Below are 23,638 nucleotides of genomic sequence, written 5' to 3' on the forward strand. Positions count from 1 at the left end.
CGGAGGGTGGGCGGGGCCCGTCAGTAGGACAGGACGGTGTCGACGGCGTGCAGCACGCGGTCGAGGTCGGGGAGGAAGACCTCCTCGTGCCGGCTGGGCGGGTAGGGGATGTTGACCCCGCCGACGCGCAGGACCGGCGCCTCCAGGTGGTAGAAGCAGTGCTGCTGGACGTGCGCCGCCAGCTCGCCGTGGATGCTGGTGAAGGTCTGGGCCTCCGACAGCGTGATGCAGCGGCCGGTCTTGTTGACCGACGCCTCGATGACCTCGGTGTCCAGCGGCGACAGCGACCGCAGGTCGACGACCTCGATCGACGGGCCGTCCTCCAGCTCGGCTGCCTGGGCCGCGGCGAGCGCGACCTTGACCATCGGGCCGTAGGTGAGGACGGTGACGTCGGTGCCCTCGTGACGGACGGCGGCCTCGTGCAGCCCCATGGGAGCGTCGGCCAGGTCCGGCGTGGCGCCGCCCAGGTCGAGCACGCCACGCTCGTGGTAGCGGCGCTTGGGCTCGTAGAAGATCACCGGGTCGTCGGAGGCGATCGCCTGCTGCATCATCCAGTAGGCGTCGTCGGTCGTGGAGACCGTGACGACGCGCAGACCGGCGGTGTGGGCGAAGTAGGACTCGTTGGACTCGCTGTGGTGCTCGACCGCGCCGATGCCGCCGCCGTAGGGGATGCGGATGACCATCGGCAGGCGCAGCTTGCCCTGCGAGCGGTAGTGCATCTTGGCGACCTGGCTGACGATGTGGTCGAAGGCCGGGTAGACGAAGCCGTCGAACTGGATCTCGACGACCGGGCGGTAGCCACGCAGGGCCAGGCCGACCGCGGTGCCGACGATGCCGGACTCGGCCAGCGGCGCGTCGATGACGCGGTCCTCGCCGAAGTCCTTCTGCAGGCCCTCGGTGATGCGGAAGACCCCGCCGAGCTTGCCGATGTCCTCACCCATGAGGAGGACCTTGGGGTCGCGCTCCATCGCGGCGCGCATGCCCGCGTTGAGCGCCTTGGCGATCGTGGTGCGCTGCGCCGTGCTCGTGGCCGGGGCAGAGGTGGTGGACGTCATACCGATGCTCCTTCTCAGTCCTCGAACCCGGCCATGTAGGCGGCGAACTCCGCCGCCTCGCGCTCCACCAGCGGGTGGGGGTCGGCGTAGACGTGCTCGAACATCTCGCTGTGGGGCGGGTTCGGCATCGTCTGGCAGGCGTGGCGGATGCGCTTGGCGAGCTCGTCGGCCTCGGCGGCCACGGCGTCGAGCCAGGCCTGGTCGACGAGCCCCTCGGCGGTGAGGTACTTCGTCATCCGGTCGATCGGGTCCTTGGCCTTCCAGATGTCGACCTCGGCGGAGATGCGGTACTTCGTCGGGTCGTCGGAGGTGGTGTGGGCACCCATCCGGTAGGTGAACGCCTCGACCAGCGTCGGGCCCTCGCCGGAGCGGGCGCGCTCCAGCGCCGCGCGGGAGACGGCGTAGGAGGCGAGGACGTCGTTGCCGTCCACGCGCACGCCCGGGAAGCCGAAGCCGTCGGCGCGGCGGTAGGGCGGCACGCGGAACTGGCGGTCGTTGGGCTCGGAGATCGCCCAGTGGTTGTTCTGGACGTAGAAGACGACCGGGGCGTTGGCGACCGCGGCGAAGACGAGCGCCTCGTTGTAGTCGCCCTGGGAGGTGCCGCCGTCGCCGGTGAAGGCCATGACCGCGGTGTCGCGGTCGGGGTCACCGGTGGCGACGTCGCCGTCGCGCTGCACGCCCATCGCATAGCCGACCGCGTGCAGCATCTGGTTGCCGATGACGATCGTGTAGAGGTGGAAGTTGTTCTCGTTGGAGTCCCAGCCGCCGTGGTTGACACCGCGGAACATGCCGAGGAGGTTCTCCGGCGGGACGCCCTTGCACCAGGCGACGCCGTGCTCGCGGTAGCCCGGGAAGGCGTAGTCCTGGGTGCGCATCGCGCGGCCGGGGCCGACCTGGGCGGCCTCCTGGCCGAGCAGGCTGGGCCACAGGCCGAGCTCGCCCTGGCGCTGCAGCGCGAAGCCCTCGGAGTCGACGCGGCGGACCAGGATCAGGTCGCGCAGCATGCCGCGCAGGTCGTCGGGGCCGAGCTCGTCGAGGAAGGAGGCGTAGGGGCTGTTGACGTCGGTCAGCGGCACCCGCCGGCCCTCGGAGTCGAGGAACTGGACCATGTCCGGGCCGCCGTCGGTGATGTCACGCTCCGGAGGCTCGTGCAGACCGCGCGCCGGAGCCGCCGCGGAACCGCCGGGCAGGTCCCCGGCCGGGGTGGTGGGCGCGGCGGACCGCGCGACTTCCTCGTCGCTCAACGCAGGGCTCCTTCATCTCACGGCGTGGTGCCGTCGGGGGACGGGAACGGCTTCAGGCGTCAGGTTAACGCACTCGGAAAGCGGCCCCGCACCGCCCGCGGTGACCTGCGACGGAGGGGTCGGAACCCCTCACCGGACCGGCAGCACGCTCCCGAGGAAGTCGACCGTCTGCGCCCAGGCGTCGCGGCTGGCGCGCGCGTGGTGGAACATCGGGTTGGGGTTGTCGAAGGCGTGACCGCCGCCCTCGTGCAGCTCGACGCGCACGTCCTCGCGGGTGCCGCCGGCGGTCACGGCCTCGCGGATCTGCTCGACGACCGGCATCGGGAGGTAGGCGTCCTCGGTGCCGAAGACGTGCAGGCTCGGGCACCGCACGTCGTCGGCGCGGTCGAGCAGGTTCGGCAGCGCCGAGCCGTAGTAGCTGACCAGCGCCGCGGGCGGCGTCCCCGCCCGCGAGGCCGCGGCCGCGACGTCGAAGGCCAGCCCGCCGCCGAAGCAGAAGCCGAGCAGCCCGACCGCCGACCCGTCGACCTCCGGCAGCTCGGCCAGCGCGTCGCGGACGCCGACGACGTCGGCCACCGCACCGCCCCAGTCGAGCGCGCCGAGCAGCCCCATGGCCGTCGGGAGCAGGTCCTCGGTGTCGTCCTCGAGCGCCTCCACCGGCGGGTCGAGGCGGGCGTAGACCTGGGGCGCGACGACGGCATACCCCAGGGCCGCGAGGTCGGCGCACCGCCCCCGGATGTATGCCGTGAGCCCGAAGATCTCCTGCAGCACCACCAGGGCGGGGGCCGGGCTCTCGGCGGACGCGCCCTCGGGCAGCCAGAGCAGCCCGGGGAGCGGGCCGACGGTCGTGCGCACCGCGGCGCCGGCGCTCATGTCAGGCCCGCTGCGGGTCGGGGAGGAGCATGTCCACGACGACCGAGACCGCGGAGATGATGATCGCGCCGATGATGGCGTCCCAGAAGAAGCTCTGCACCACGAAGTCGAGCCCGAAGAGGCCGGCCAGCCACGAGGTGAGCGTCAGCATGAGCGCGTTGAGGACGAGGAGGAAGAGCCCCAGCGTCAGCACGATGAGCGGGAGCGACAGCAGCTTCAGCACCGGCTTCACCAGCGCGTTGACCACGCCGAAGAGCACCGCGACGCCGAGCAGCGTCAACCAGAAGTTCGCACCGTCGCCGCCGATCTCGATGCCGTCGAGCAGAAAGGCCGCGACCCAGATCGCGACGGCGTTGGCGATGATCGTCATCAGCATCTTCATGAGCCCATCGTGGCACGTTTGGCGCCTTCACTACGCTGATCCGCATGACCGCGACCCCGCCTCCCTCCTCCGTCCGTCTGCGCTCGGTGCTCGGCTCGGTGCCCGCCTACACCCCGGGCAAGCCCCCGGAGCCGGTCGAGGGCCTGACGGCATACAAGATCTCGTCCAACGAGAACCCCTTCCCGCCGCTGCCCTCGGTGCTCGAGGCGATCGCCGACGCGGCCGCCTCGGTGAACCGCTACCCCGACATGGGCGTCACCGCGCTGACCGCCGCGCTGTCCGAGCGTCTCGGCGTCCCGACGACCCACCTGGCCACCGGCACCGGCAGCGTCGCCGTCCTCGGCCACCTCATCGACATCACCTGCGACCCGGGCGACGAGGTCGTCTACGCCTGGCGCTCGTTCGAGGCCTACCCGATCGTCGTCGCCCTCTCCGGCGCCACCTCCGTCCAGGTCCCGCTCGACGCCGAGGCCCGTCACGACCTCGACGCGATGGCCGCGGCGATCACCGACCGCACCCGCCTGGTCCTCGTCTGCACGCCCAACAACCCGACCGGCCCGGCGGTGCGCGAGGACGAGCTGCGCGCGTTCCTCGACAAGGTGCCCTCGGACGTTCTGGTCGTCATCGACGAGGCCTACCTGGAGTTCACCACCGACGAGACCGTCCCGGACGCCCTCGCGCTCTACCGCGACTACCCCAACGTCGCGGTGCTCCGCACGTTCTCCAAGGCCTACGGCCTCGCCGGTCTCCGCGTCGGGTATGCCGTGGCCCAGGAGGAGGTCGCCACCGCGCTGCGCAAGGCGGCCACGCCGTTCGGCGTCACCGACCTGGCCCAGAAGGCCGCGGTCGCCAGCCTGGCCGCCTACGACGAGCTCGAGGTGCGGGTCAAGGAGATCGTGGCCGAGCGCGAGCGGGTCGTCGCCGCGCTGCGCGAGCAGGGCTGGGACGTCCCGGAGACCCAGGGCAACTTCTTCTGGCTGCCGCTCGGCGACGACGCGCTGCCGTTCGCGCAGGCCTGCCAGGCGCGGGCGATCACCGTCCGCCCGTTCGCCGGTGACGGCGTGCGCGTCTCGGTCGGTGAGACCGAGGCCAACGACCGGTTCGTCGAGATCGCTGGGGAGTGGCTGCGCAGCCGCGGCTGACGGCACGGCGTCCGCCGCCCTCAGCCGCTCGTCACAACCCGTGCCGGTCGGCGTAGCGGACCAGCGCCCGGGTCGCCCACGACGCGGCCGCGGTGACCACCCAGCTGGTGACGAGGATGACCAGCGAGGTGACCCAGATGCCCCGGCCCCCGAACTCCACCGCCAGGTCGAAGAACCACGGCAGCGTCATGCCCAGCATCCCGGCGACGCCGAGGAGGGCAGGTCGGCTCGTCCGGCCGGCGACCATCGTGGCCGGCACCGCGATGGCCACCAGCGTGCCGTAGGCCATGAGCAGCGAGAAGGCCTCGCCGAAGCCCCGGCCGGTGCTCCACGACTGGCCGGAGATCCAGGCGAGCACCCCGCCGACCAGCATGATCGTCCACCCCTTGCCGGGGCTGCCGTGGACGACCGCGCTGGCGCCGCGCGGGGAGAGCGACACGGTCAGGCGCCCTGCCAGACGACGTCGAACGGCGCGCCGCTCGACAAGCGGTGCTCGATGCCGCGGGTGACGAAGTCCTTGGCGGCCTGCGCGGCCTCCCACGGGCTGTCGCCGAGGGCCAGGCGGGCTGCGACGGCGGCCGCGAGCGTGCAGCCGGCCCCGGCGACCTGGGCGCCGTCGCCGAGCTTGGGGGCGCGCAGCACCTCGGTGCGCTCGCCGTCGACGTAGACGTCGATCGCCTCGTCGCCGGGCAGGTGGACGCCGCCCTTGGCGAGCACGGCCGCGCCGGAGCGCTCGTGGATGATCCGGGCGGCCTCGGTGAGCTGCTCGACGGTCTCGATCGCGCCGAGCCCGGACAGCGACATCGTCTCGAAGTGGTTGGGGGTGACGAAGGTGGCCAGCGGCAGCACCTTGGCCTTGAGGGCCTCGTCGGTGTCGAGCGCGGCGCCGGGCTCCTGGCCCTTGCAGATGAGGACCGGGTCGAGCACGACGTGGCCGAAGGAGCGCGCCTCGAGCGCCTCGGCCACGGTCTGGATCGTGATCGGCGTGCCGAGCATGCCGATCTTGACGACGTCGAGCTGCTCCGCCGGGTAGGCGGTGGTGATCACCTCGAGCTGGTCGGCGATGACCTGCGGGTCGACCGGGACGAAGCGGTGGTTCCAGTCGTTCTTCGGGTCGAAGGAGACGATGCACGTCAGGGCGACGCAGCCGAAGACGCCGTGCTGCTGGAAGGTCTTGAGGTCAACCTGGGCGCCGGCGCCGCCGGTCGCCTCGGAGCCCGCGATCGTGAGGGCGACGGGAGTAGAGGTCATCCCCCAAGCGTGCCACGCCGCCGCGGACGACTCAGTCGGAGGTGACCAGGAGCCGCTGCCCGGCGTACTCGACGACCTGGCCGGGGCGGATCTGCACGCCGCGGCGCATGACGGTCTCGCCGTCGACGGTCACCTCGCCGTTCTCGACGACCATGCGGGCCATGGCGCCGTCCTGGACGACGCCGGCGAGCTTGAGCAGCTGGCCGAGACGGATCGACTCGTCACGGATGGGGACGGGCTGGGGATCGGGCTGGGTCACGGCATACCTCGCGAGGCTCAGGCCCCGCGGTCCTCCTCGGTCAGCGAGGGCTCGAGGAGCGCCTGGTGCTCGGGGTGCTGCTCGATGTAGTCCGCGACGTAGGGGCAGCTGGGACGCACGTGCAGCTTCTGCACCCCGACCTCGCGCAGCGCCTCGCCGACCAGCTCGCCGGCGACGCCGTGGCCGCGCATCTCGGGCTCGACCCAGGTGTGGTGCATGTCGACGGTGCTCCCGTGGAGCGTGTAGTCGAGGTGGCCCACGACATCCTCCCCGCTCATCGCCTCGAAGCGGGACTCGGCGGGACGGTGCACGATCGCGACGTTCGTCATGACCGGCAGCCTAGCGGCGCCCTCGTGATCCCGCGCTGCGGTTCAGAGCCAGTCGACGCGGCCCGCGAGCACCGTGTAGCCGACGAACGCGACGACGTCGAGCAGGGTGTGGGCGATCACGAGCGGCAGCACCCGGCGGGTCCGGGTGTAGACCCAGCCCAGCAGCAGCCCCATCGCGACGTTGCCGACGAAGCCACCGAAGCCCTGGTAGAGGTGGTAGCCGCCGCGGATCAGCGCCGAGGTGACGATGATCGTCCAGGTGCCCCACCCGGCCTGCGTCCACCGCCGGAAGAGGTAGCCGATCATGAGCACCTCCTCGAGCACGGCGTTCTGCGCCGCCGCGAGGACGAGCACCGGCACCGCCCACCAGACGTCGGTGAGGTTGGCCGCCGAGACCGTGGTGTTGAGCCCCGCCGCCCGGGCGCCGAGGTAGAGCACCAGACCGGGGATCCCGATGACCGCGGCGAGGACGACGCCGCCGAGCAGGTCACGGCCGGGACGCCGCAGGTCAAGCCCCATGAGGCGGGCCGGCCCGAGCGGGCCCCCGTCGCGGGCGAGCAGGTGCAGCGCCAGCAGCACGGGCACGAGGGCCAGGCCGATGCCGACGAGCTGGTGGGCCAGGTCCAGCCACGGCCGGTCCGGGGTGACGCTGGTGTTCATCGAGGTCGTCTGCGAGGCCAGCGGCGCCTCGGCGGTGATCTTGCGCAGGATCGACAGCACCGACCAGAGCACGGACGCGCCCAGGCTGACCCCGAGCACGAGGACCGTCTCGGTGACGAGCGCGCGGGGCGCGAGCGGGGTATGCGGTGCCGCCCGGGTCAGGGGCGCGTCACCGGCTGCGGGAGCGGGCACGGGACCACGGTAGCCAGCGCGGGCAGCACGCGGCGGGACGTGCTCAGGCGGTCGTCGACCTAGTCGTCGTCATCGTCATCGTCATCGTCATCGTCGTCGTCGTCGCAGTCCCACTCGTAGTCGTCGTCGTCCCACTCGCAGGTGCCGGACGGCACGATCGGCGCCGGCTGGACGGGGACGGGCTGCGTGGCGCGCCGCTCGGCGTCCTTGCGGGCCTGCTCGGCGGCCTTCTCGGCCTCCTGGGCAGCCTTCGCGGCGGCCTCCTTGGCCTCCTTCTCGGCCTTGGCCTTGGCCGCCTGCTCCTTGCGGATCTCGTCGGCGCGGGCCACGAGCCGGTCGGACGATGCGCCCAGCACGGCCACGACCGAGTCGAGGGCCTCCTGGCGGGTCGCCTGTGCCTGCTCGCCCGGCGAGGTCGAGGTGCCGCCGGCGCTCCCGGTCGGGTCGGTGAGGAGGGCGGTCGCGGTCGCGGGGTCGACCGGTCCGGTGATGACGACGCCCTCGGCGTCCTGCCGGCCGTTGGCGGTCGCGTCCATCCACAGCCATCCGCCGGTCAGGCCCATGAGGACCAGAGCGACGACCGAGGCGAACATCTTCATGGGACCAAGGATGGCCCAGGGCGAGGAGAACGGCATGAGACCGGCATGAGAGTTCTCTCATGCCGGTCGCCCGGGCGCTCCCGGTCAGCTCGGGACGACGACCGCCTCGGCGCGGTGGGCCTCCGGGATCCGGTGGTCGCGGGTGCCGGCCTTCATGCCGATCGCCAGGTGGCCACCGAGGTAGGCCCCCAGGCCGCCGATGGTCATCGCGCCGAGCGTCAGCACGCGACCGAGGTCGTGCCGCCCGGACCGGCGCGCGGCCCAGGAGGCGGTGTTGAGGACGAGCGAGACGTTGTTGGCGACGGCGTGCACGGTGGCGACCCGCTGCGTCTTCTGGTCGAGCCCGGCGAACTCCGCCAGCCCGGTCACCGCGGTCGGGAGGTAGGCGAGGTTGCCGATCCCCAGCAGCCGCTGGCTGGCCGGGCGCATGTCGGCGCCGCCCACCCAGTCGAGGACGGTGGCGCTCACCCAGGCGCCGAGCGGCACGTCGGTGAGGACGGGGTGCAGCGCGTGGCCGAGCGGGGCGGCGCGCAGGGCCGCCGACCGGCCGTCGTCGGCGACGAGGCGGTCGGCCACCGAGCGGATGATGCCGACGACACCGTCGAGGGCCGAGGCCGACTCGATCGCAGCGGTGACGCCGGTGAGGGGCGAGGTACCGGAAGGGCTGGGGCGCGACGTCATACCCCCGAGGCTAGGTCGGCCTCCCCGGCCCCGCGCCCCGGAACGCCCCTGCCGCTCCGGCCCGACGGGACGCCCGTGACGGCCTACCGTCGAGGGATGGCGGGCGACGTGGTGCTGGTGAGCGGAGGCGCGCGGGGCATCGGCGCCGCGCTGGTGCGGGCGCACCGCGAGCGCGGCGACACCGTGGTGGTCGCCGATGCCGATCCGACGGAGCCGGGGCAGCGGCTGCTGGACGTGCGCGACCGCGAGGGCTACCGCCGCCTGGCCGAGGACGTCGTCGCCGAGCACGGTCGGATCGACGTCTTCCACAACAACGCCGGCATCGCGGTCGCCGGGACGCAGCCGGAGATGACGGCCCGGCACTGGGACGACCTCATCGACGTCGACCTGCGCGGGGTGGTGCACGGGATCGACGCCGTCTACCCGATCCTGCGACGGCAGCGTTCGGGGCACGTCGTCGTCATGGGGTCGTTGGCCGGGCTGCTGCCGGTGCCGGCGATGGTGCCCTACTCCTCGGTCAAGGCCGCGGTCGTGACGCTGGCACGGGCGCTGCGCGTGGAGGCGAGGCAGCACGGCGTGCGGGTGACCGTCGTGTGCCCGGCGTTCGTGGACACCCCGCTCCTGGACTCCTTCAACCCGGGGATGCGGCCCACCCTCGCCAACCGGGTCGGCGAGCGCCTGGTGCGCCAGCTGCAGGGCCCACCGATGGACCCCGACGTGCTGGCCGCACGGGTGCTGCGGCTGCTGCCGCGCAACCCCGAGACGATCCTCGCGCCCGCACCGCTGGCACAGGTGGCCGCGCTCGGCGAGCGTCTGGCGCCGTGGGCGGTCCGACGGGTGAGCGCGCTGGCGCTGCGCCGCTACCTGGCGATGCCGGTGGAGGAGGACGCCACGGGCTAGCTGGCGTGGCCCTCCGAGAGGTAGCGCAGCCGCTTCAGCGTCTCGACGTTGCGCACCTTGACGGAGGGGTCGACGAGCGGGCGCGGCGCCAGCGCGAAGGGGCCGCTCGTCGGGATCTCGACCATCGTCACGCGGCTGCCGCCGTCCGTCGGCTCGACGTCGAGCTCCACCCGGGCCTCGCCGATCGGCCAGAGCCGCGCACGCATGACGGCCCGCCGGGGCGGGTCCCACTCGAGCAGCTCGGTGTAGTCGTTGATCAGCGCCGGCCAGGCGCCGACCGAGTGGTGGATGCGGGCCCCCACCGCCGGCCAGGACGCGTCGACGTCGCGCATCCGGGAGGCGCCCACCACCCACACGGGGAACAGCCAGCCGTTGGCCAGGACACGGAAGACGTCCTCGGGGGACGCCGCGATCTCGGTGCGGTTGACTGCCATGGGCTCTCCTCGGGTGGTGCAGGTCAGGGGCGGGCGGTGCCGCGCGGGGACAGGTCGGGCTCCTCGTCGATCCCGAACTCGTGGCGCAGGGCCGACAGCGCTGCGCGCCATCCGGGTATGCCGTGCACGCCGGGCCCGGGGGGCGTCGCCGAGGAGCACAGGTAGATGCCGCGCCCCGGTGTCCGCCAGGGATCGGTCGAGAGCACGGGGCGCCCGGCGAGCTGCCGGATGCCGACGTCGCCGACGGCGATGTCGCCGCCGACGTAGTTGGGGTTGTAGGCCGCCAGGTCGCTGGCCGAGCGGGCGGTCGAGTGCAGCACGAGGTCGCGGAGGCCGGGGGCGAACTGCTCGAGGCGCTGCAGGATCGCCTCGGTCGGGTCGAGCGTCGAGTAGGCCGGGACGTGCGTGTAGGCCCACAGGACGTGGGAGCCCGCCGGCGCCCGGGTCGGATCGAAGACCGAGGGCTGCGAGACCAGCACGTAGGGGGTGCTCGGGTGCTCGCCACGGGCGATGGCAGCCTCGGCCTCCGCCATCTGCGCACGCGTCCCCCCGAGGTGGACGGTGCCGGCCTCCCGGAGCCGCGGGTCGGTCCACGGGACGGGGCCCGAGAGCGCGAGGTCGACCTTGGCCGCGGCGCCGCCGTAGCGGTAGCGCCGCAGCGCCCGCACGTAGCGGTCGGGCAGCCGGTCGCCGGCGATGTCGGCCAGCGCCCGGGGGCTGACGTCGAGGATCACCGCGGCGTCGCCGAGGTCGTCCAGGCCGGTCACCTCGGTGCCGGTGACGAACTCGGCGCCGTGGGCCCGCGCGTCGTCGACCATCGCGTCGGCCATCGCCTGGCTGCCACCGACCGGGATCGGCCAGCCGCCGATGTGCGCCGAGGCGGCGAGCATCATGCCCGCGGCGGCCCAGCCGAGCCCGGGCATGGGCTGGATGGGGTGGGCCATGGCGCCGGTGAGCAGCGCCGGGGCCTCCTCGGTGCGCCAGCGTCGGTCCCACAGCGGCGAGCCCTGCTCGAGGACGGACAGGCCGATGCGCAGCAGCCCGAGGGGTGCGATCGGCGGCTTCAACGGGGTGTCGGCGACGAGGCGCGCGACGAGCTCGGGCTGGTCGACGAAGGGCCGCAGCAGGGACCGGAAGGCGTCGGCGTCGGAGCCCAGGCCCGCGGCGGTGCGGTCGAGGTCGCGGTGGGCGACCGCGACGCGCCCCGGGGCCACGCCGTGGGCGTAGGGGATCTCGGGGTCGACGAAGTCCACGCGCTCCCGCAGCCCGAAGCGGGTGAAGAAGGTCGACAGGTAGGCCATCGGGTGCACGGCCGAGCACAGGTCGTGCCGGAAGCCGGGCAGCGTGACCTCGGCGGTCCGCGCCCCTCCCCCGAGGCCGTCCATGCGCTCCAGGACCGTGACCTTCACACCGGCCCGGGCCAGCGTGACGGCCGCCGCCAGACCGTTGGGCCCGGCGCCGACGACGACTGCACCGCGTTCGGTCACGCAACCGAGTATGGCAACCGCCGCCCCTGGCGTCCCGGTGAAGAGCGGAGGCGAGGGCAGGTGTGCAGCGGGGCCGGCCCGCGCGGTGGCACGCTGGTCGGCGTGAGGTCTGCCCGGTCCGGACGCGTGGCGCTGGCGGCGCTCCTGCTCGCCGCGTGCTCGACGACGGGCGACGCGGCACCGGACGGCTCGACCGCGACCGACGTGGCCACCTCCCCCGGCGCCCTCGCCCTCACGGCCCGGGTCTACCAGTCCCGCATGGACGTCGACGACCGCCAGGTCCAGGTCCGGCTGGTCAACGACGGCCCCGATGACGTCACCGTCGAGCGGCTGGCGCTGACCTCGACGGGCTTCGCCGGGGAGATGGTCTACCGCAAGAGCGGGAGCGTGGTGGGCGCCGGCCGGACCGTCGACATGCCGGTGGTGCTCGGCGAGCCGGTGTGCGACGACGGCTCCGCCGCGATCACCCACACCGCGCTCGTCGACTACCGCCTGCCCGACGGCACGACCGGGCGGGCCGAATTGCCGGCGACGGACGAGCACGGCCAGATCGCCCACCTCCACGAGGGCGAGTGCTTCGCGCAGGACGTGGCGGCTGTGGCGACGCTCGAGGTCGACGACGCCCCGAGGGCGGTGCAGGTGGGCGAGCTCGTGGCGATCGAGCTCGACCTCGTGGTGGCGGGGACCGGGGGCGCCGACCACGACCTGCGGCTGCGGCACGTGGCCGGCACGACCCTGCTCACCCACGCCGACCCGGGCGACCTCGAGCCGATCCCACCGGGACGGGAGCTCGACGTCGAGGTCCCGCGGACCGGGTCGACGACCGTGACGCTGACCCTCCTGCCCTCCCGCTGCGACGCGCACGCGATCGCCGACGACAAGCAGGGCACCCGCTTCCGGGTGTCCGCGGAGCTCGACGGGCGACAGGGCGTGGTCGCCGTCGCCTCTCCCCCGGCCGTGCAGACCGCGCTCTACGACCTCGTACGGGCCTCCTGCGCCACGCTGCCCAACGACTTCCGCCCCTGAACCTGCAGGTCAGCCGCACGACCCGACGCCCCGACGAAAAAAGTTGGTTCGAGGTCTTTTGTGCAGCCAAACTGCACGCTAGAGTGCCTCCTGCGACCCGGTGCCGTGGACCGAACCGCCGTGTCGTGCGCGGCAGCGAGAGCTCGAATTCCCTGTGCCGAGCTCTCGCTGGGAGACGCCCCCTTCCGGTCGGGGAGGGGGCGTCTCCTTCTCTCCGGCCCTCTTCCCTTTGTCAGGGACCCGGGCTAGGTTCCGGACCATGCCGGACGACCCGCTCGCCCACGTCGTCGCCGCGCTCGAGGCCGAGCGCGACGCCCTGCACGCCCGGCTCGCGGGCCTCGCGGAGGACATGGCGGGCTTCTTCGAGGCCTCGCGCGACTCCAACGCCGACGACGAGCACGACCCGGAGGGGCAGACGATCGCCTTCGAGCGTGCGCAGCTGTCGGCCGTCACCGAGCAGACCCGCCGGCACCTGGCCGAGGTCGAGGAGGCGCTGGCGCGGGTCGCGGACGGCAGCTATGGGCGGTGCGAGGTGTGCGGGCGGCCGATCCCGCCGGCCCGTCTGGAGGTGCGGCCGATGGCGCGGACCTGCGTCGAGCACGCGCCGGGGCGGCGCTGAGGCACGAGTGCGTGCACCGGTGCACGCACGACTGCGCCCCCCTCAGGCCGTCGCGTGCCCGCCGCCGAGCGCGACCCAGCGGTCGGACGCCCAGTCGAGCACGAGCTCGCGCCAGGTCGGGCGGAAGGCGTAGACGCACGCCAGCCGGGCCACGGTCGCGAGGCGGGCGGCCTGCCAGCGCTCCCCGTCGACGCCCGCCACCCGGGCGACGAGCTGCGCGGTGACCTCGACGGTGCGGGCGGCGGCGTGCGACCACTCCCCCTGCGCCCGGCGCAGGTCGGCGTGGACGGCGAGGTTGGCCGGGTCGACGACGGGGTCGGCGAGGCACGCGGTGTCGAGGTCGAGCACCCCGAGGCGCTCGCCGTCCCAGAGCAGCTGCTTGTCATGAAGGTCGCGATGCGTGGGGACAAGCCGCTCGGCCTCGCCCGCGGCCGCGAGCCGTGCCTGCGCGTGCTCGGCACGCCGCACCCAGACGTCCGGCAGCACGCCCGCGGCGGAGGCGCGCCCGGCCCAGCGGCCCACGACCTCCGCCTCGTCGGCACTGGTGTGCGGTGCCAGCCCGGGCGCGTGGCGCGCCGGGTCGAGCTCCTGCAGCCGGGTCCACGCGGTGGCCCAGGTGGCCCAGATGCGCTGCCAGTCGGCCCCGGCCGAGAGGTCGGAGACGGGCCGGCCGGGCAGCACGGTCATCGTCACCGCGGCGTCCTCGGGCTGGTGCCGGACCACGTCCGGCGCGTCCAGCCCGGCGGCGAGCGCCAGCCGGCGACCCGCGCGCGCGGCCTCGGCCACGCCCTCGGAGCGGCCCGGGCGGACGATCTTGGTGTAGCCGCCGGTGTGCCGGAGCACGGCGCGACGACCCGCGCGGTGCACGACGAGCTCGGCCTCGGGGGCGAGGCGCGCGAGCGCGGGCAGCCTGGGGTCGGCGCCGGTCGGCAGCAGGTCGACGGAGCCGTCGGGCCCGACCGTGCCGGCGCGCAGCCGGCCGTGCGGGTCGCGGCCCTCGACCGTCACCCGGACCGCGCCGTGCTTGTCCGAGCCGGGCCAGGCGCGCGAGATGGTCACGAGGTCGTCGCCGCTGCCGATGCGGTGCGGGACCGCCCAGGCCGTGCTGCTCGCGACCGACGCCCCGGCAGCTCCGGCCGCCCACGTCCTCACGTCTCCTCCGACCCCGCTCACGGCGTGACCGCCAGCTCGCGGATCGGCCGCGCCCACACGTCCTCGACCTCCAGGGCGTTGCCGGCGAGCAGCGCCCGGCGCACGGTCTCGCCCGCCCAGCCGGTGGTCTGGGCGCGCCAGGGCTCGACGACCCGGGCGAGCAGCACGGCGGCGACCCACGGTCCTGGGGCCGTCGGGCGGGCGCCGGTGACCGTCGCGTAGCCCTCCCCCGCGGGGCCGAGCGAGTCGCGGCTCTCGATGAGGTCGACGGCGGCGAAGGTCGCGTGGTCGATCACCGCCGGGGCGGCGACCGCACGGTCGAAGTCGGTCAGGAGCGGGCCGACGTGCGGGTGCAGCAGCACCTGGTCGAGCGACATGTCGCCGTGGCAGACCACCGTCCACGGCATGCCGGCCGGGGCCGAGGGCACGGGGGCGTGCTCGGGCAGCAGGTTGAGCACCCGCCGGGCGCCCGCCGCGGTCCCCGGCGAGACGGCCTCGAGCAGCTCCACCGACGACGTCGCGGCGGCGCGCAGCTCCTTCCAGCCCCGGGTCGGCAGGTGCGCGACGGTGGTGCCGTCCACGGAGTGCAGCCGACCCACGGTGCGACCGATGGCGTGCAGGGCCACGTCGGCACCGGGGCGGTCGGGGTCCACCGTGGCACCGTCGGAGCCCTCGACCCAGGGCCACCAGGTCACGCCCCGGCCCTGCGGCAGGTCGGCCGCCAGCGGCCCGGCGGGCAGCACGACGGCCACCCCCCGGTCGGCCAGGTCGGTGACGACGGAGGTCAGCCAGTCGCGGTGGTGGTGCGCGGTGACGCGGACGACGAGGTCGCGCCCGGGCAGCCGGCCGACCAGGCGGCGCAGCGGGTTGTGGCGCAGCACCTGCACCTGCGACAGGTCGAGCCGGGACAGCGCCTTGACCAGGCGGGGGTCGCTGGCCAGCGTGCCCCACTGCACGAGCGTCTCGCCGCCGCCGAGCGTGGCCTCGCCGAACTCCTCGGCCAGCCCCAGCTCCTCGGCCCGCTGACGGGCCTTGCCCGCCTTCGCGACGGTCTCGCCGGTGAGCGTGCGGACCCAGCCCCACGGCATACCGTCCTCGTCCACGAGGGAGGCGACGGTGGAGACGCCGAGCTTGGGACGGATCCGGGTGGCCGTGGCCTCGCGGCCCACGAGCTCGCTCAGGCGGCGCGGGTCGAGGACGAGCGAGAGCCCGCGGTCGGCGAGGCTCACGACGCGCTCCGCAGCGGCTCGGTGGCGTCCTGACGAGCGTCACGGCCGGCGTCCTGGCGCACGTCCCCGGCCGGCTGCCCGTCCTCGTCGAGCACCCGCTCGAGCGGGGCCTCGGCGGCGGGACCCTGCCAGGTGACGCAGCCGTGCTCGACGACGATCACCCGCTCGGCCTGTCGCGCGGTCTCGACGTCGTGGGTGATCACGACGGTGGTACGGCCGCGGGCGAGGTCGCGGATGGCGTCGGTGACCAGCAGGACGTTGTCGGGGTCGAGACCGGTCGTGGGCTCGTCGAGGACGAGGACCGGGGCGGCGCGCAGGAAGGCCCTGGCCAGCGAGACCCGCTGGCGCTGCCCGCCGGAGAGGCTGCCGCCGCGCTCGCTGACCACCGTCCGCAGGCCGTCGGGCAGCAGGTCGGTGAACTGCGTGACGCGGGCGAGCCGGGCGGCCTCCTCGACCTCCTCGTCGCACGCGTCGGGGCGGCCGTGACGGATGTTCTCCTCGATCGTGCCGGTGAAGAGCACGGCCTCCTGCTGCACCAGCGCGACCTGCGAGCGCAGCCAGCCGAGGTCGACGCGACGCACGTCGACGCCGTCGACCGCGACCACGCCCTCGTCGGGGTCGAGCAGGCGCAGCAGCAGCGCCCCGACGGTGGACTTGCCCGAGCCGGAGGGCCCGACGACGGCGACGTGCTCGCCGGGGCGGATCGTCAGGTCGAGGCCGCGCAGCACCGGCACGCCGGGCTCGTAGGCGAGCCGGACGCCGGAGAGCGAGACGTGGCCGTGGACGGGCCACTTCGCGACCGGGTCGGCCGGGGAGACGATCTCGGGCTCGATGTCGAGCAGGTCGGCGACGCGCTCGCCGGAGGCGGTGGCGCGGGCGATGCGGCCGGTGTACTTGGCGAGGTCGCGCAGCGGCTTCATCGCGGTCTTGAGGTAGGTCAGCACGATGACGAGGTCGCCGGGGGTCATCGCCCCGTCGAGCACCCGCCAGCCGCCGAGGAAGAGGACGGCCGCGGTGGAGACGCCGACGAGCACGTCGGTGCGACGCTCGAGGCCGGCGGCGAGGCGGCGGGCCTTGACCCCGTCCTTGAGCGACTTGAGGTTGGAGCCGCCGAACTGGCGCGAGCGCTCGCGCTCCATGCCGTAGGCCTGCACGAGCGTCATCCCCGCCAGGGTCTCCTGGGCGATGCTCGCCAGGTCGCCCTCGCTGCGGCGGGTCTTGCGCGAGGCCGCCGTGATCTTGCCCGTCGAGGTGCGCGAGAAGAGCAGGAAGACGACCACCGCGATCGCGGCCACGACCGCCATGACCGGGTCGATCCAGGCCAGCACGCCGATCATCGCCAGCAGCGTGACGACGTTGACGAGCAACGGCATACCGGCGGTGATCGCCACCTCCTGGAGGCGGCCGATGTCGGAGACGAGCCGCTGCACGACGTCGCCCGAGCGGGAGGCGCCGTGCTGGGTGCGGGAGAGGGTCTGGACGTGGGCGAAGAGCCGGGCGCGCAGCTGGGTCGCGACGCGCGAGCCGCCGTTGGCGAAGAGCACCGTGGCGCCGAAGTTGCAGATGGCCCGGAAGCCGATGATCGTGATCGTCGCCAGCGCGCACGCCAGCAGCAGCTGCAGCGAGGCGGGCGGCCCCGAGTCCTGCAGGTCGGCGCCCAGGCTGCGGCTCACGGCGTCGACGACCAGCTTGGTCGGCCACGGCTCCAGCACGCGCCAGACCACCTCGAGCAGGAGCAGCCCGGCCCCGCCGGCGAGCAGCAGCCGCTGCCCGCGCAGGTGGGGGCGCACGAGTCCCAGGGTGCGCCGCAGGGCGGAGGCGCGGAGACGGTCGGAGGATGCCAAGGCCGACTCCTTTCGGGGGGTATGTCGTGCTGGTCGAGGAAGGGGGGTGGCCGGCCTGCCGGGGGTGCAGGGGGACTTGGGGTGACGACAGGCCGGCCTGCCTGTGGGCGTGCGCTACGGCACGGCGGTGAGCTCGGGACGACCCGCGAGCCCTGCGGGGTCGGGCCGGTCGAGGACACCGATCGGCGCGAGGGTGGCCGCGAGGACGTGCGACCAGGAGTGGCGCTCGGTCATCCGCTCCCGGGCCGCGGCACCCATCCGCCGGGCGGCGGCGGGGTCGGCGGCGAGCCGGTCGATGGCGGCGGCGAGCGCGGCGGGGTCGGACGGGGGCACCAGCAGGCCGGTGACGCCGTCCGCGACGACCTCGGGGATCTCGCCGATGCGGGAGGCGACGACCGGCAGCGCGGCGGCGCCGTACTCGTAGACCTTCAGCGGCGAGAAGTAGTGGTCGGCCGAGGCGGGGTAGGGGGCGACGGCGACGAGGGCGCCCTCGAGCGCGGCCGGGACCTGCTCCGGTGGCACCGCGCCGACCATCTCGAGCTCGACGCCGTGCTCGGCGGCGAGCTCCTCGAGGCGGGCGCGCACCGGACCGTCGCCGACCAGGCGCAGCCGCCACGGGACCTGCGCCAGGGCGGCGGCGCGGACGAGGTCCGCGACACCGTGCCAGGGCTTGAGGGTGCCGACGAAGACGACGACCGGGTCGCCGGAGAGGTCGGGGGTGACCGCGCGGATGCGGTCGGTGTTGACGCCGTTGGGGGTGACGAGGACCGTCGGGGCGGCGTCGGGCGCGAGCACGGCGGCCCGGTCGCGCACCCAGGCGGCGACCGGCTCGGAGACGCAGGCCACGACGTCGGCGGCCGTCAGCTGCGCGGCCAGGGCCTTCTCCGCGCCCCCCTCGTCGACGAGCACACGGTGGGTGCGCTGCTCGTCGACGAGGGGGGCGTTGACCTCCAGCACGGTGGTGCAGGGGTGCGTGCGACGCACCTGCCGGAGGATGGGGGAGAAGAGCGAGTAGCGCTCGTGGACGACGTCGGGGGCGGCGGCAGTCACCATCGCGGCCAGCTGCGCGGCGGCCTCCTGCTGGGCGACCTCGCGGGCGGCGGGGTCGGAGCCCTTGGCGACCGGCACCACGTGCACGGGCAGGTCGGCCAGGTCGGCGGGGACGTCGTCGCCGCGGCGCACGGCATACACCTCGACCTCGGCGCCGCGGGCGCGCCAGGCGCGGACGAGCTCCTGGATGTGGACGCTGGCGCCCTTGGTGCCGAAGACGGGGATGCCGGGGTCGGCGCAGACGTAGGCGACGCGGGTGGTCATCGGGTCACCTCCGCGAGGACGTCGACGGTCCCGGTCACGTCGGCGGCGCCCTCGAGCTCGGCGAGCAGGCGGCTCTGGCGCACGGTGTCGAAGTCGCGCTCGACCGCGGCGCGGGCGGCGCGGGCGACCTCGGCCCGCGGCCAGGTGGGGTCGGCGACCTCGCGCAGGGCGGCGGCGAGGCGGTCGGTGAGCCACTCCTCCTCGGCGCGGAGCAAGATGCCGGTCTGCTCGACGGGCTCGCCCGTCTCGGTCACGCCGGCGGGGTGCACGGCCTCGGGGATGCCGGTGACGTCGGTGGCGACCACGGGCAGGCCGCTGGCCATCGCCTCGAGGATCACGGTGGGCAGGCCGTCGGCGTTGCCGTCGGCGCCCACGACGCAGGGGGCGGCGAGGACGTCGGCCCAGGCCAGCTCCTCCACCAGCTCGGCCTGGCTGCGCGGGCCCACGAGGGAGACCGTGCCGGCGAGGCCGCGGTCCGCGATCTGGGCCGCGAGCCGGTCGCCGAGCTCGCCGTCGCCGACGATGCGGACGGCCACGGGGGTGCCCGTCGCGACCAGCTCGGCGGCGGCGTCGACGAGGTGGGTGAAGCCCTTCTTCTCGACGAGGCGACCGACGCCCAGCACCCGCAGCGGCGTGCGCGGGGCACCCGGCTCGCGGAACGGGAAGCGGGTCAGGTCCAGGCCGTTGCGCACCAGACGCACGGTCGGCTCCAGCGCCGGGTCGATGCCGAGCAGGAAGCGGCGGTTGTAGTCGCTGATCGCGATGACGTTGGCCGCGCGGCCGAGCACCGCGCGCAGCAGCACCTGGTCGACGTCCTCGTGGAAGAGGTCCTTGGCGTGGGTGGTCACCGTGTAGGGGATGCCGGTCAGCGCGGAGGCGACCATCGCGGTGCGGGCCGCGAGCGAGGCGAAGTGCGCGTGGACGTGCGTGATGCCGTCGCGGCGCAGGCGGACGGCCAGGTCGACGGCCTGGGCGACGTCGGAGGGGTCCATCCGCACCAGCAGCGGCATGAGCTCGCCCAGGGCGGGCCCGAAGCCGGGCAGCTCGGCCTGGGCGCGGCCGAAGACCTCCCACTCGCCGACGAGCCGGTGCGCGCGGGGCAGGTGGGTGACGGGCGCCTGGACGGCCGCGATCTGGGGGTGGAAGCGGGCGTCGGTGGTGGGCCGCAGGGCGTAGATCGCCAGGTCCTCCCCCGCCGCCTCGCGGGCGAGGATCTCGGTGACGACGAAGGTCTCGGAGAAGCGCGGGTAGACCTTGACGACGTAGGCCACCCGGGAGCGGTCAGACGGCGAGGGCATGGTGCGGCTCCTTGGTGGCGGGGTAGGCGGTCAGCGCGGCGGCCGCGCGCGCGACCGAGCTCAGGCCGGCGAGGTCGAGGTGGGAGCGGTCGACACGGCGGCCGACGGCGGCGGCCATCCAGGAGCCGATCGCGTCCGGGGTCGCGACGCCCACGCGCAGCACCTCGGCGGCGCCGACGCGGGCCAGGCCCTCCGCGCGGATGAGCTGCTCGCGGCGCGGCCACTCCCGCGGGACGAGCAGGGCGGGCACGTCGGTGGCCATCGTCTCGGTGACGGTGTTGTAGCCGGCCATCGAGATCGTGGCGGCGGACCGGCGGATGAGGCCGGCGGCGTCCGGCACCGAACGCACGACCTGGGTGCGCCGGGTGGCGGCCCGCTCGACCGAGCGGTGGTCGGCCTCGCTCATCTGCGGGCCGGTGACGACGACGTGGCGGTGACCGGCGGGGACCGGCGCGGCGGCCGCGGCCAGGCACAGCGGGGTGCCGTCGGAGCCGCCACCGGCGCTGGTGAGCACGTAGGGCTGCTCGGGGTCGAGGCCGTCGGGGTCCTCGGCGCGGCCGTGACCCAGGTAGCCCTGGTAGCGGACGAGGTCGTGCAGGGCCCGGGGCAGCTCGCCGGTGAGGCGCAGGTCGTGGACGGCGGAGTCGCCGTAGACCCAGATCTCGTCGAAGAGGGCGCGGACGACGTCGGCAGGGGTGCGCTGCCACTCGGCCTGCACGGCCTCGGGCTCGTCGAGCACCTCGCGCAGGCCCAGCACGACCTTGGTGCCGGGGGCGGAGGAGCGCAGGTCGGCGAGTGCCGGGGCCAGCTCGCCGTGGACGCCGAGGGCGTGGCGGTCGACGACGACGAGGTCGGGCACGAAGGTCGCCAGGGTGGCGCGGACGATCTCGCCGCGCAGCGAGGTGACGGCGTTCATGCCGATGTCGAGGCGGCGGGGGCCGTAGGTGCGCCCGCGCTTGCCGACCGAGGGGAGGGTGACGACGTCGAATCCCTGCGGGACCGAGGCGGTCGGGATGCCGGCGACGCCGTTGACGAGGAGGCCGGTCACGGGGCGGCCGGTGAGCCGCGGCAGACGCTGCGCGAGGGAGTGGGCCAGCGCGCGGTTGCGCCGGAAGTGGCCCAGGCCCTGGGAGTCGTGCGAGTAGAACACCACCCGCAGCGCCTCCTGCACCGTCTGCTCCGTCATGGCTCCCTTTCTCCCCTCGGCTCCCCCCACCGGGACCGGTGGCGTGGGAACCAGTGAAGCGGTCGGTCATGAGCCCCGGATGACATGTCGATGAGAGTTGTCTCATCTGGGGGCTACGCTCGGCCGGAGAGCGCGAAGGAGCCCGTCATGAGCCAGCCCTGCGGTCATGTGGCCGACGTCGGCGAGGTCAGCCCGTCCGCCCAGGGGTGCGAGGAGTGCCTGCGGACCGGCGGCACCTGGGTCCACCTGCGGGTCTGCCAGACCTGCGGGCACGTCGGCTGCTGCGACAGCTCGCCGTCGAGGCACGCCACGGCCCACCACCGCGAGCACCCCGACCACCCGCTGGTCCGCTCCTACGAGCCGGGCGAGGACTGGTGGTGGTGCTTCGTCGACGCGGTCGCCTTCACCGTGCCCGGCGCGCCGCCGGCGCCGTCCTACGACTCGAAGCGGTAGCCGACGCCGCGCACGGTCGTGATCCGCGACGACCCGAGCTTGGTGCGCAGGTAGCGGACGTAGACGTCGACGACGTTGGAGGCCCCGGTGACCTCGAAGCCCCACACCCGGTCGAGCAGCTGGTCGCGGCTCAGCGCCTGGCCGGCGTGCTCCATGAGGGTGCGGGCCAGCGCGAACTCGCGGGCCGACAGCTCCACCGGCCGGCCCTCGACGGCGGCGGTGTGGGCCACGAGGTCGAGGGTGACGCCGCCGGCCGAGATCTGCTGGGCCTCGGTGGTCGCGCTGGCGGGCTTGCGCAGCCGGGCGCGCACCCGGGCGAGCAGCTCCTCGACCCGGAACGGCTTGGCGAGGTAGTCGTCCGCGCCGCTCTCGAGCCCGGAGACGGTGTCCTCGACGGAGTCGCGGGCGGTGCACATGATCACCGGCACGGGGTCCTCCATCGTGCGCAGCATCCGCAGCACGGTGAAGCCGTCCATGCGGGGCAGGCCGACGTCGAGCACGACGAGGTCGACGTCGGCCTCGGCGACCGCCTCGAGCGCGGCCAGCCCGTCCCCGACGACGGTGGTGCGGTAGCCCGCGGCCTTCAGGCCGCGGTCGATGACCCGCGCGATCCCCGCCTCGTCCTCCACGACCAGGATGTGGTGCACCGCCCCAGGCTAACCCGCGGGGCCGCTCCGCTCAGGGGTGGTGGGAGCCGTCGGCCTGGTAGACGTCGGGGATGCCGTCCTCGTCGGCGTCGACCGTCTCCTCCTCCGCGATCGCCCGGTAGTGCCGGTTGCGGGCGGTGAGGATCGCGGCCCCCAGCAGGGCGGCGAGCAGCGAGGCGACGAAGATGCCGACCTTGGCCTCGTCGCCCAGCTCGGTGCCGACGCCGAAGCTCAGCTCGGCCACCAGCAGCGAGACCGTGAAGCCGATGCCGGCGAGCACCGAGACGCCCGCCACGTCGATCCAGCGCAGCGAGGGGTCGAGGTTGGCTCCGCGCAGCCGCGTGACGAGCCACGTCGTGCCCGTGATGCCGATGATCTTGCCGACGACCAGGCCGAGGACGATGCCGATGGTGACCGGGGCCATCAGCGCGGAGGTGAGCCCGTCGAGCCCGCCGACCGCGACGCCGGCGGAGAAGAACGCGAAGACGGGCACCGCCACGCCGGCCGAGAGCGGGCGCAGCCGGTGCTCGAAGACCTCGGCGAGGCCGTGCGCGCCCTCGTGGGTGGGCTCGCCGCGCTCGGCCTTGAGCCGCACCGGCACCGTGAAGCCGAGGATGACGCCGGCGATCGTGGCGTGGATGCCCGAGGCGTGCACCAGGGCCCAGAAGACGATGCCGATCGGCAGCAGGATGAGCCAGGCGGGCAGCATCGAGCCGCGGAAGAGTGGGCGCCTCCGGCGGGCGATGAGCGCGTAGAGCGCGAGGGGGATCAGCGACCACGCGAGCATGGGCAGCTCAAGGTCGGAGGTGTAGACGATGGCGATGACGAGGATGGCGATGAGGTCGTCGACGACGGCCAGCGTGAGCAGGAAGATCCGCAGGGCCGGCGGCAGATGCGACCCGATGATCGCCAGCACGGCGACGGCGAAGGCGATGTCCGTCGCGGTCGGCACCGCCCAGCCGGTGAGCACGTCGCTGTCGCCCCAGTTGACGGCCACGTAGATGAGCGCCGGGACGACCACGCCGCCGACGGCCGCGGCGACCGGCACGACCGCCCGGTCCCACCGGCGCAGGTCGCCGATGACGATCTCCTTCTTCAGCTCCAGGCCGACCATGAAGAAGAAGATCGCGAGGAGCCCGTCGGCGGCCCAGGAGCCGATGCTCAGGCGCAGGTGCCAGGGCTCGTAGCCGAGCTCGGTGTCGCGGATCGAGAAGTAGGTCTCCGCCCAGGGAGAGTTGGCCCAGACGATCGCGAGCAGGGCCGCGGCGACGAGCAGCATGCCGCCCACCGTCTCCTTGCGGAGCACGTCGCCGACGCGGACGACCTCCTCGTAGCTGCCGCGGCCGAGGGTCGTGCGGTGCTGCTGATCTGACATCGGTGTC

The 23,638-nt window shown here is 74.2% G+C and carries 26 protein-coding genes; 5 read left to right on the forward strand and 21 right to left on the reverse strand.

Annotation, left to right across the window (positions count from 1 at the left end):
- Window positions 1-20: 20 nt before the first annotated feature.
- From FB476_RS14685 to FB476_RS14700, 4 genes are all read right to left on the reverse strand, one after another.
- Window positions 21-1,055, reverse strand: coding sequence for an alpha-ketoacid dehydrogenase subunit beta (locus tag FB476_RS14685; protein WP_141820708.1), 1,035 nt, complete (start codon window positions 1,053-1,055; stop codon window positions 21-23).
- A 14-nt stretch (window positions 1,056-1,069) separates the two neighbouring features.
- Complete coding sequence (pdhA, locus tag FB476_RS14690; protein WP_420359369.1) at window positions 1,070-2,299, reverse strand: pyruvate dehydrogenase (acetyl-transferring) E1 component subunit alpha; 1,230 nt, start codon at window positions 2,297-2,299, stop codon at window positions 1,070-1,072.
- A 129-nt stretch (window positions 2,300-2,428) separates the two neighbouring features.
- Window positions 2,429-3,172, reverse strand: coding sequence for a dienelactone hydrolase family protein (locus tag FB476_RS14695; protein ID WP_141820710.1), 744 nt, complete (start codon window positions 3,170-3,172; stop codon window positions 2,429-2,431).
- A gap of 1 nt (window position 3,173) precedes the next feature.
- On the reverse strand, window positions 3,174-3,554 hold the full coding sequence (locus FB476_RS14700; protein WP_141820712.1) for a phage holin family protein: 381 nt from the start codon (window positions 3,552-3,554) through the stop codon (window positions 3,174-3,176).
- 44 nt (window positions 3,555-3,598) lie between these two features.
- Here FB476_RS14700 and hisC point away from each other — a divergent pair, with 44 nt between their 5' ends.
- Window positions 3,599-4,696 carry a histidinol-phosphate transaminase gene (gene hisC / locus FB476_RS14705; protein ID WP_141820714.1) on the forward strand — a complete coding sequence of 366 codons (1,098 nt, stop codon included), beginning with the start codon at window positions 3,599-3,601 and terminating at the stop codon, window positions 4,694-4,696.
- Window positions 4,697-4,727: 31 nt separating this feature from the next.
- Here the strand turns inward: hisC and FB476_RS14710 are convergent, their stop codons facing one another.
- The 7 genes from FB476_RS14710 to FB476_RS16545 form a co-directional block, all read right to left on the reverse strand.
- Window positions 4,728-5,135 (reverse strand): hypothetical protein, encoded by a 408-nt coding sequence (locus tag FB476_RS14710; RefSeq protein WP_141820716.1) that lies wholly within the window; start codon window positions 5,133-5,135, stop codon window positions 4,728-4,730.
- Between the two features lie 2 nt (window positions 5,136-5,137).
- Window positions 5,138-5,947 carry a hydroxymethylpyrimidine/phosphomethylpyrimidine kinase gene (locus tag FB476_RS14715; protein WP_141820718.1) on the reverse strand — a complete coding sequence of 270 codons (810 nt, stop codon included), beginning with the start codon at window positions 5,945-5,947 and terminating at the stop codon, window positions 5,138-5,140.
- 31 nt (window positions 5,948-5,978) lie between these two features.
- Window positions 5,979-6,206 (reverse strand): RNA-binding S4 domain-containing protein, encoded by a 228-nt coding sequence (locus tag FB476_RS14720; RefSeq protein ID WP_141820720.1) that lies wholly within the window; start codon window positions 6,204-6,206, stop codon window positions 5,979-5,981.
- Between the two features lie 17 nt (window positions 6,207-6,223).
- Window positions 6,224-6,535: a GNAT family N-acetyltransferase gene (locus FB476_RS14725; protein WP_141820722.1), complete on the reverse strand. Its 312-nt coding sequence runs from the start codon at window positions 6,533-6,535 to the stop codon at window positions 6,224-6,226.
- A 42-nt stretch (window positions 6,536-6,577) separates the two neighbouring features.
- Window positions 6,578-7,387, reverse strand: a complete 810-nt coding sequence (locus FB476_RS14730; RefSeq protein ID WP_420359370.1) for a CPBP family intramembrane glutamic endopeptidase — start codon at window positions 7,385-7,387, stop codon at window positions 6,578-6,580.
- Between the two features lie 59 nt (window positions 7,388-7,446).
- Window positions 7,447-7,986 carry a hypothetical protein gene (locus tag FB476_RS14735; protein WP_141820724.1) on the reverse strand — a complete coding sequence of 180 codons (540 nt, stop codon included), beginning with the start codon at window positions 7,984-7,986 and terminating at the stop codon, window positions 7,447-7,449.
- An 84-nt stretch (window positions 7,987-8,070) separates the two neighbouring features.
- Window positions 8,071-8,667: a DUF2231 domain-containing protein gene (locus tag FB476_RS16545; RefSeq protein WP_170233672.1), complete on the reverse strand. Its 597-nt coding sequence runs from the start codon at window positions 8,665-8,667 to the stop codon at window positions 8,071-8,073.
- 96 nt (window positions 8,668-8,763) lie between these two features.
- On the opposite strand from FB476_RS16545, the gene FB476_RS14745 reads away from it, so the two are divergent.
- Window positions 8,764-9,567, forward strand: coding sequence for an SDR family oxidoreductase (locus tag FB476_RS14745; RefSeq protein WP_141820726.1), 804 nt, complete (start codon window positions 8,764-8,766; stop codon window positions 9,565-9,567).
- Here FB476_RS14745 and FB476_RS14750 read toward each other — a convergent pair.
- Together FB476_RS14750 and FB476_RS14755 are read right to left on the reverse strand one after the other, a co-directional pair.
- A complete protein-coding gene (locus FB476_RS14750; protein ID WP_141820728.1) occupies window positions 9,564-10,001 on the reverse strand; it encodes an SRPBCC family protein in 438 nt (145 codons plus the stop codon). The two genes, FB476_RS14745 and FB476_RS14750, sit on opposite strands and share 4 nt — an antisense overlap.
- A 23-nt stretch (window positions 10,002-10,024) precedes the next feature.
- On the reverse strand, window positions 10,025-11,488 hold the full coding sequence (locus FB476_RS14755) for a phytoene desaturase family protein (RefSeq protein ID WP_141820730.1): 1,464 nt from the start codon (window positions 11,486-11,488) through the stop codon (window positions 10,025-10,027).
- A 102-nt stretch (window positions 11,489-11,590) separates the two neighbouring features.
- Between FB476_RS14755 and FB476_RS14760 the strand changes: the two genes are divergently transcribed.
- Entirely contained in the window at window positions 11,591-12,514 is a 924-nt protein-coding gene (locus tag FB476_RS14760; protein ID WP_141820732.1) for a hypothetical protein, read from the forward strand.
- Window positions 12,515-12,773: 259 nt separating this feature from the next.
- A complete protein-coding gene (locus tag FB476_RS14765; RefSeq protein ID WP_141820734.1) occupies window positions 12,774-13,133 on the forward strand; it encodes a TraR/DksA family transcriptional regulator in 360 nt (119 codons plus the stop codon).
- A 42-nt stretch (window positions 13,134-13,175) separates the two neighbouring features.
- On the opposite strand, the gene FB476_RS14770 is transcribed toward FB476_RS14765, so the two are convergent.
- From FB476_RS14770 to FB476_RS14795, 6 genes are all read right to left on the reverse strand, one after another.
- Window positions 13,176-14,285, reverse strand: coding sequence for an aminoglycoside phosphotransferase family protein (locus FB476_RS14770; RefSeq protein WP_170233673.1), 1,110 nt, complete (start codon window positions 14,283-14,285; stop codon window positions 13,176-13,178).
- Between the two features lie 17 nt (window positions 14,286-14,302).
- Entirely contained in the window at window positions 14,303-15,514 is a 1,212-nt protein-coding gene (locus FB476_RS14775; RefSeq protein ID WP_141820738.1) for a phosphotransferase, read from the reverse strand.
- A complete protein-coding gene (locus FB476_RS14780; RefSeq protein ID WP_141820740.1) occupies window positions 15,511-17,358 on the reverse strand; it encodes an ABC transporter ATP-binding protein in 1,848 nt (615 codons plus the stop codon). Before FB476_RS14780 ends, FB476_RS14775 begins: the two co-directional genes overlap by 4 nt.
- Window positions 17,359-17,472: 114 nt before the next feature.
- Window positions 17,473-18,672 (reverse strand): glycosyltransferase family 4 protein, encoded by a 1,200-nt coding sequence (locus tag FB476_RS14785; RefSeq protein ID WP_141820742.1) that lies wholly within the window; start codon window positions 18,670-18,672, stop codon window positions 17,473-17,475.
- Window positions 18,669-19,970 carry a glycosyltransferase gene (locus FB476_RS14790; RefSeq protein WP_141820744.1) on the reverse strand — a complete coding sequence of 434 codons (1,302 nt, stop codon included), beginning with the start codon at window positions 19,968-19,970 and terminating at the stop codon, window positions 18,669-18,671. Before FB476_RS14790 ends, FB476_RS14785 begins: the two co-directional genes overlap by 4 nt.
- Complete coding sequence (locus FB476_RS14795) at window positions 19,954-21,156, reverse strand: glycosyltransferase family protein (protein WP_141820746.1); 1,203 nt, start codon at window positions 21,154-21,156, stop codon at window positions 19,954-19,956. Before FB476_RS14795 ends, FB476_RS14790 begins: the two co-directional genes overlap by 17 nt.
- A gap of 147 nt (window positions 21,157-21,303) precedes the next feature.
- On the opposite strand from FB476_RS14795, the gene FB476_RS14800 reads away from it, so the two are divergent.
- Entirely contained in the window at window positions 21,304-21,609 is a 306-nt protein-coding gene (locus tag FB476_RS14800) for a UBP-type zinc finger domain-containing protein (protein ID WP_141820748.1), read from the forward strand.
- Here the strand turns inward: FB476_RS14800 and FB476_RS14805 are convergent.
- Both FB476_RS14805 and nhaA read right to left on the reverse strand, forming a co-directional pair.
- A complete protein-coding gene (locus tag FB476_RS14805; protein ID WP_141820750.1) occupies window positions 21,591-22,256 on the reverse strand; it encodes a response regulator transcription factor in 666 nt (221 codons plus the stop codon). The genes FB476_RS14800 and FB476_RS14805 overlap by 19 nt on opposite strands.
- Before the next feature lie 31 nt (window positions 22,257-22,287).
- A complete protein-coding gene (nhaA, locus tag FB476_RS14810) occupies window positions 22,288-23,631 on the reverse strand; it encodes a Na+/H+ antiporter NhaA (protein ID WP_141820752.1) in 1,344 nt (447 codons plus the stop codon).
- Window positions 23,632-23,638 lie beyond the last annotated feature (7 nt).

Origin of the sequence: Ornithinimicrobium humiphilum, assembly GCF_006716885.1 — a bacterium.
Taxonomy (GTDB): Bacteria; Actinomycetota; Actinomycetes; order Actinomycetales; family Dermatophilaceae; genus Ornithinicoccus; species Ornithinicoccus humiphilus.

Bases quoted from the DNA above. Each gene is read 5' to 3' on its own strand.
- FB476_RS14685 (WP_141820708.1), bottom strand. From the start codon at position 1,055: ATGACGTCCACCACCTCTGCCCCGGCCACGAGCACGGCGCAGCGCACC.
- FB476_RS14695 (WP_141820710.1), bottom strand. From the start codon at position 3,172: ATGAGCGCCGGCGCCGCGGTGCGCACGACCGTCGGCCCGCTCCCCGGG.
- FB476_RS14700 (WP_141820712.1), bottom strand. From the start codon at position 3,554: ATGAAGATGCTGATGACGATCATCGCCAACGCCGTCGCGATCTGGGTC.
- hisC (WP_141820714.1), top strand. From the start codon at position 3,599: ATGACCGCGACCCCGCCTCCCTCCTCCGTCCGTCTGCGCTCGGTGCTC.
- FB476_RS14715 (WP_141820718.1), bottom strand. From the start codon at position 5,947: ATGACCTCTACTCCCGTCGCCCTCACGATCGCGGGCTCCGAGGCGACC.
- FB476_RS14725 (WP_141820722.1), bottom strand. From the start codon at position 6,535: ATGACGAACGTCGCGATCGTGCACCGTCCCGCCGAGTCCCGCTTCGAG.
- FB476_RS14735 (WP_141820724.1), bottom strand. From the start codon at position 7,986: ATGAAGATGTTCGCCTCGGTCGTCGCTCTGGTCCTCATGGGCCTGACC.
- FB476_RS16545 (WP_170233672.1), bottom strand. From the start codon at position 8,667: ATGACGTCGCGCCCCAGCCCTTCCGGTACCTCGCCCCTCACCGGCGTC.
- FB476_RS14745 (WP_141820726.1), top strand. From the start codon at position 8,764: ATGGCGGGCGACGTGGTGCTGGTGAGCGGAGGCGCGCGGGGCATCGGC.
- FB476_RS14750 (WP_141820728.1), bottom strand. From the start codon at position 10,001: ATGGCAGTCAACCGCACCGAGATCGCGGCGTCCCCCGAGGACGTCTTC.
- FB476_RS14765 (WP_141820734.1), top strand. From the start codon at position 12,774: ATGCCGGACGACCCGCTCGCCCACGTCGTCGCCGCGCTCGAGGCCGAG.
- FB476_RS14785 (WP_141820742.1), bottom strand. From the start codon at position 18,672: ATGACCACCCGCGTCGCCTACGTCTGCGCCGACCCCGGCATCCCCGTC.
- FB476_RS14790 (WP_141820744.1), bottom strand. From the start codon at position 19,970: ATGCCCTCGCCGTCTGACCGCTCCCGGGTGGCCTACGTCGTCAAGGTC.
- FB476_RS14795 (WP_141820746.1), bottom strand. From the start codon at position 21,156: ATGACGGAGCAGACGGTGCAGGAGGCGCTGCGGGTGGTGTTCTACTCG.
- FB476_RS14800 (WP_141820748.1), top strand. From the start codon at position 21,304: ATGAGCCAGCCCTGCGGTCATGTGGCCGACGTCGGCGAGGTCAGCCCG.
- nhaA (WP_141820752.1), bottom strand. From the start codon at position 23,631: ATGTCAGATCAGCAGCACCGCACGACCCTCGGCCGCGGCAGCTACGAG.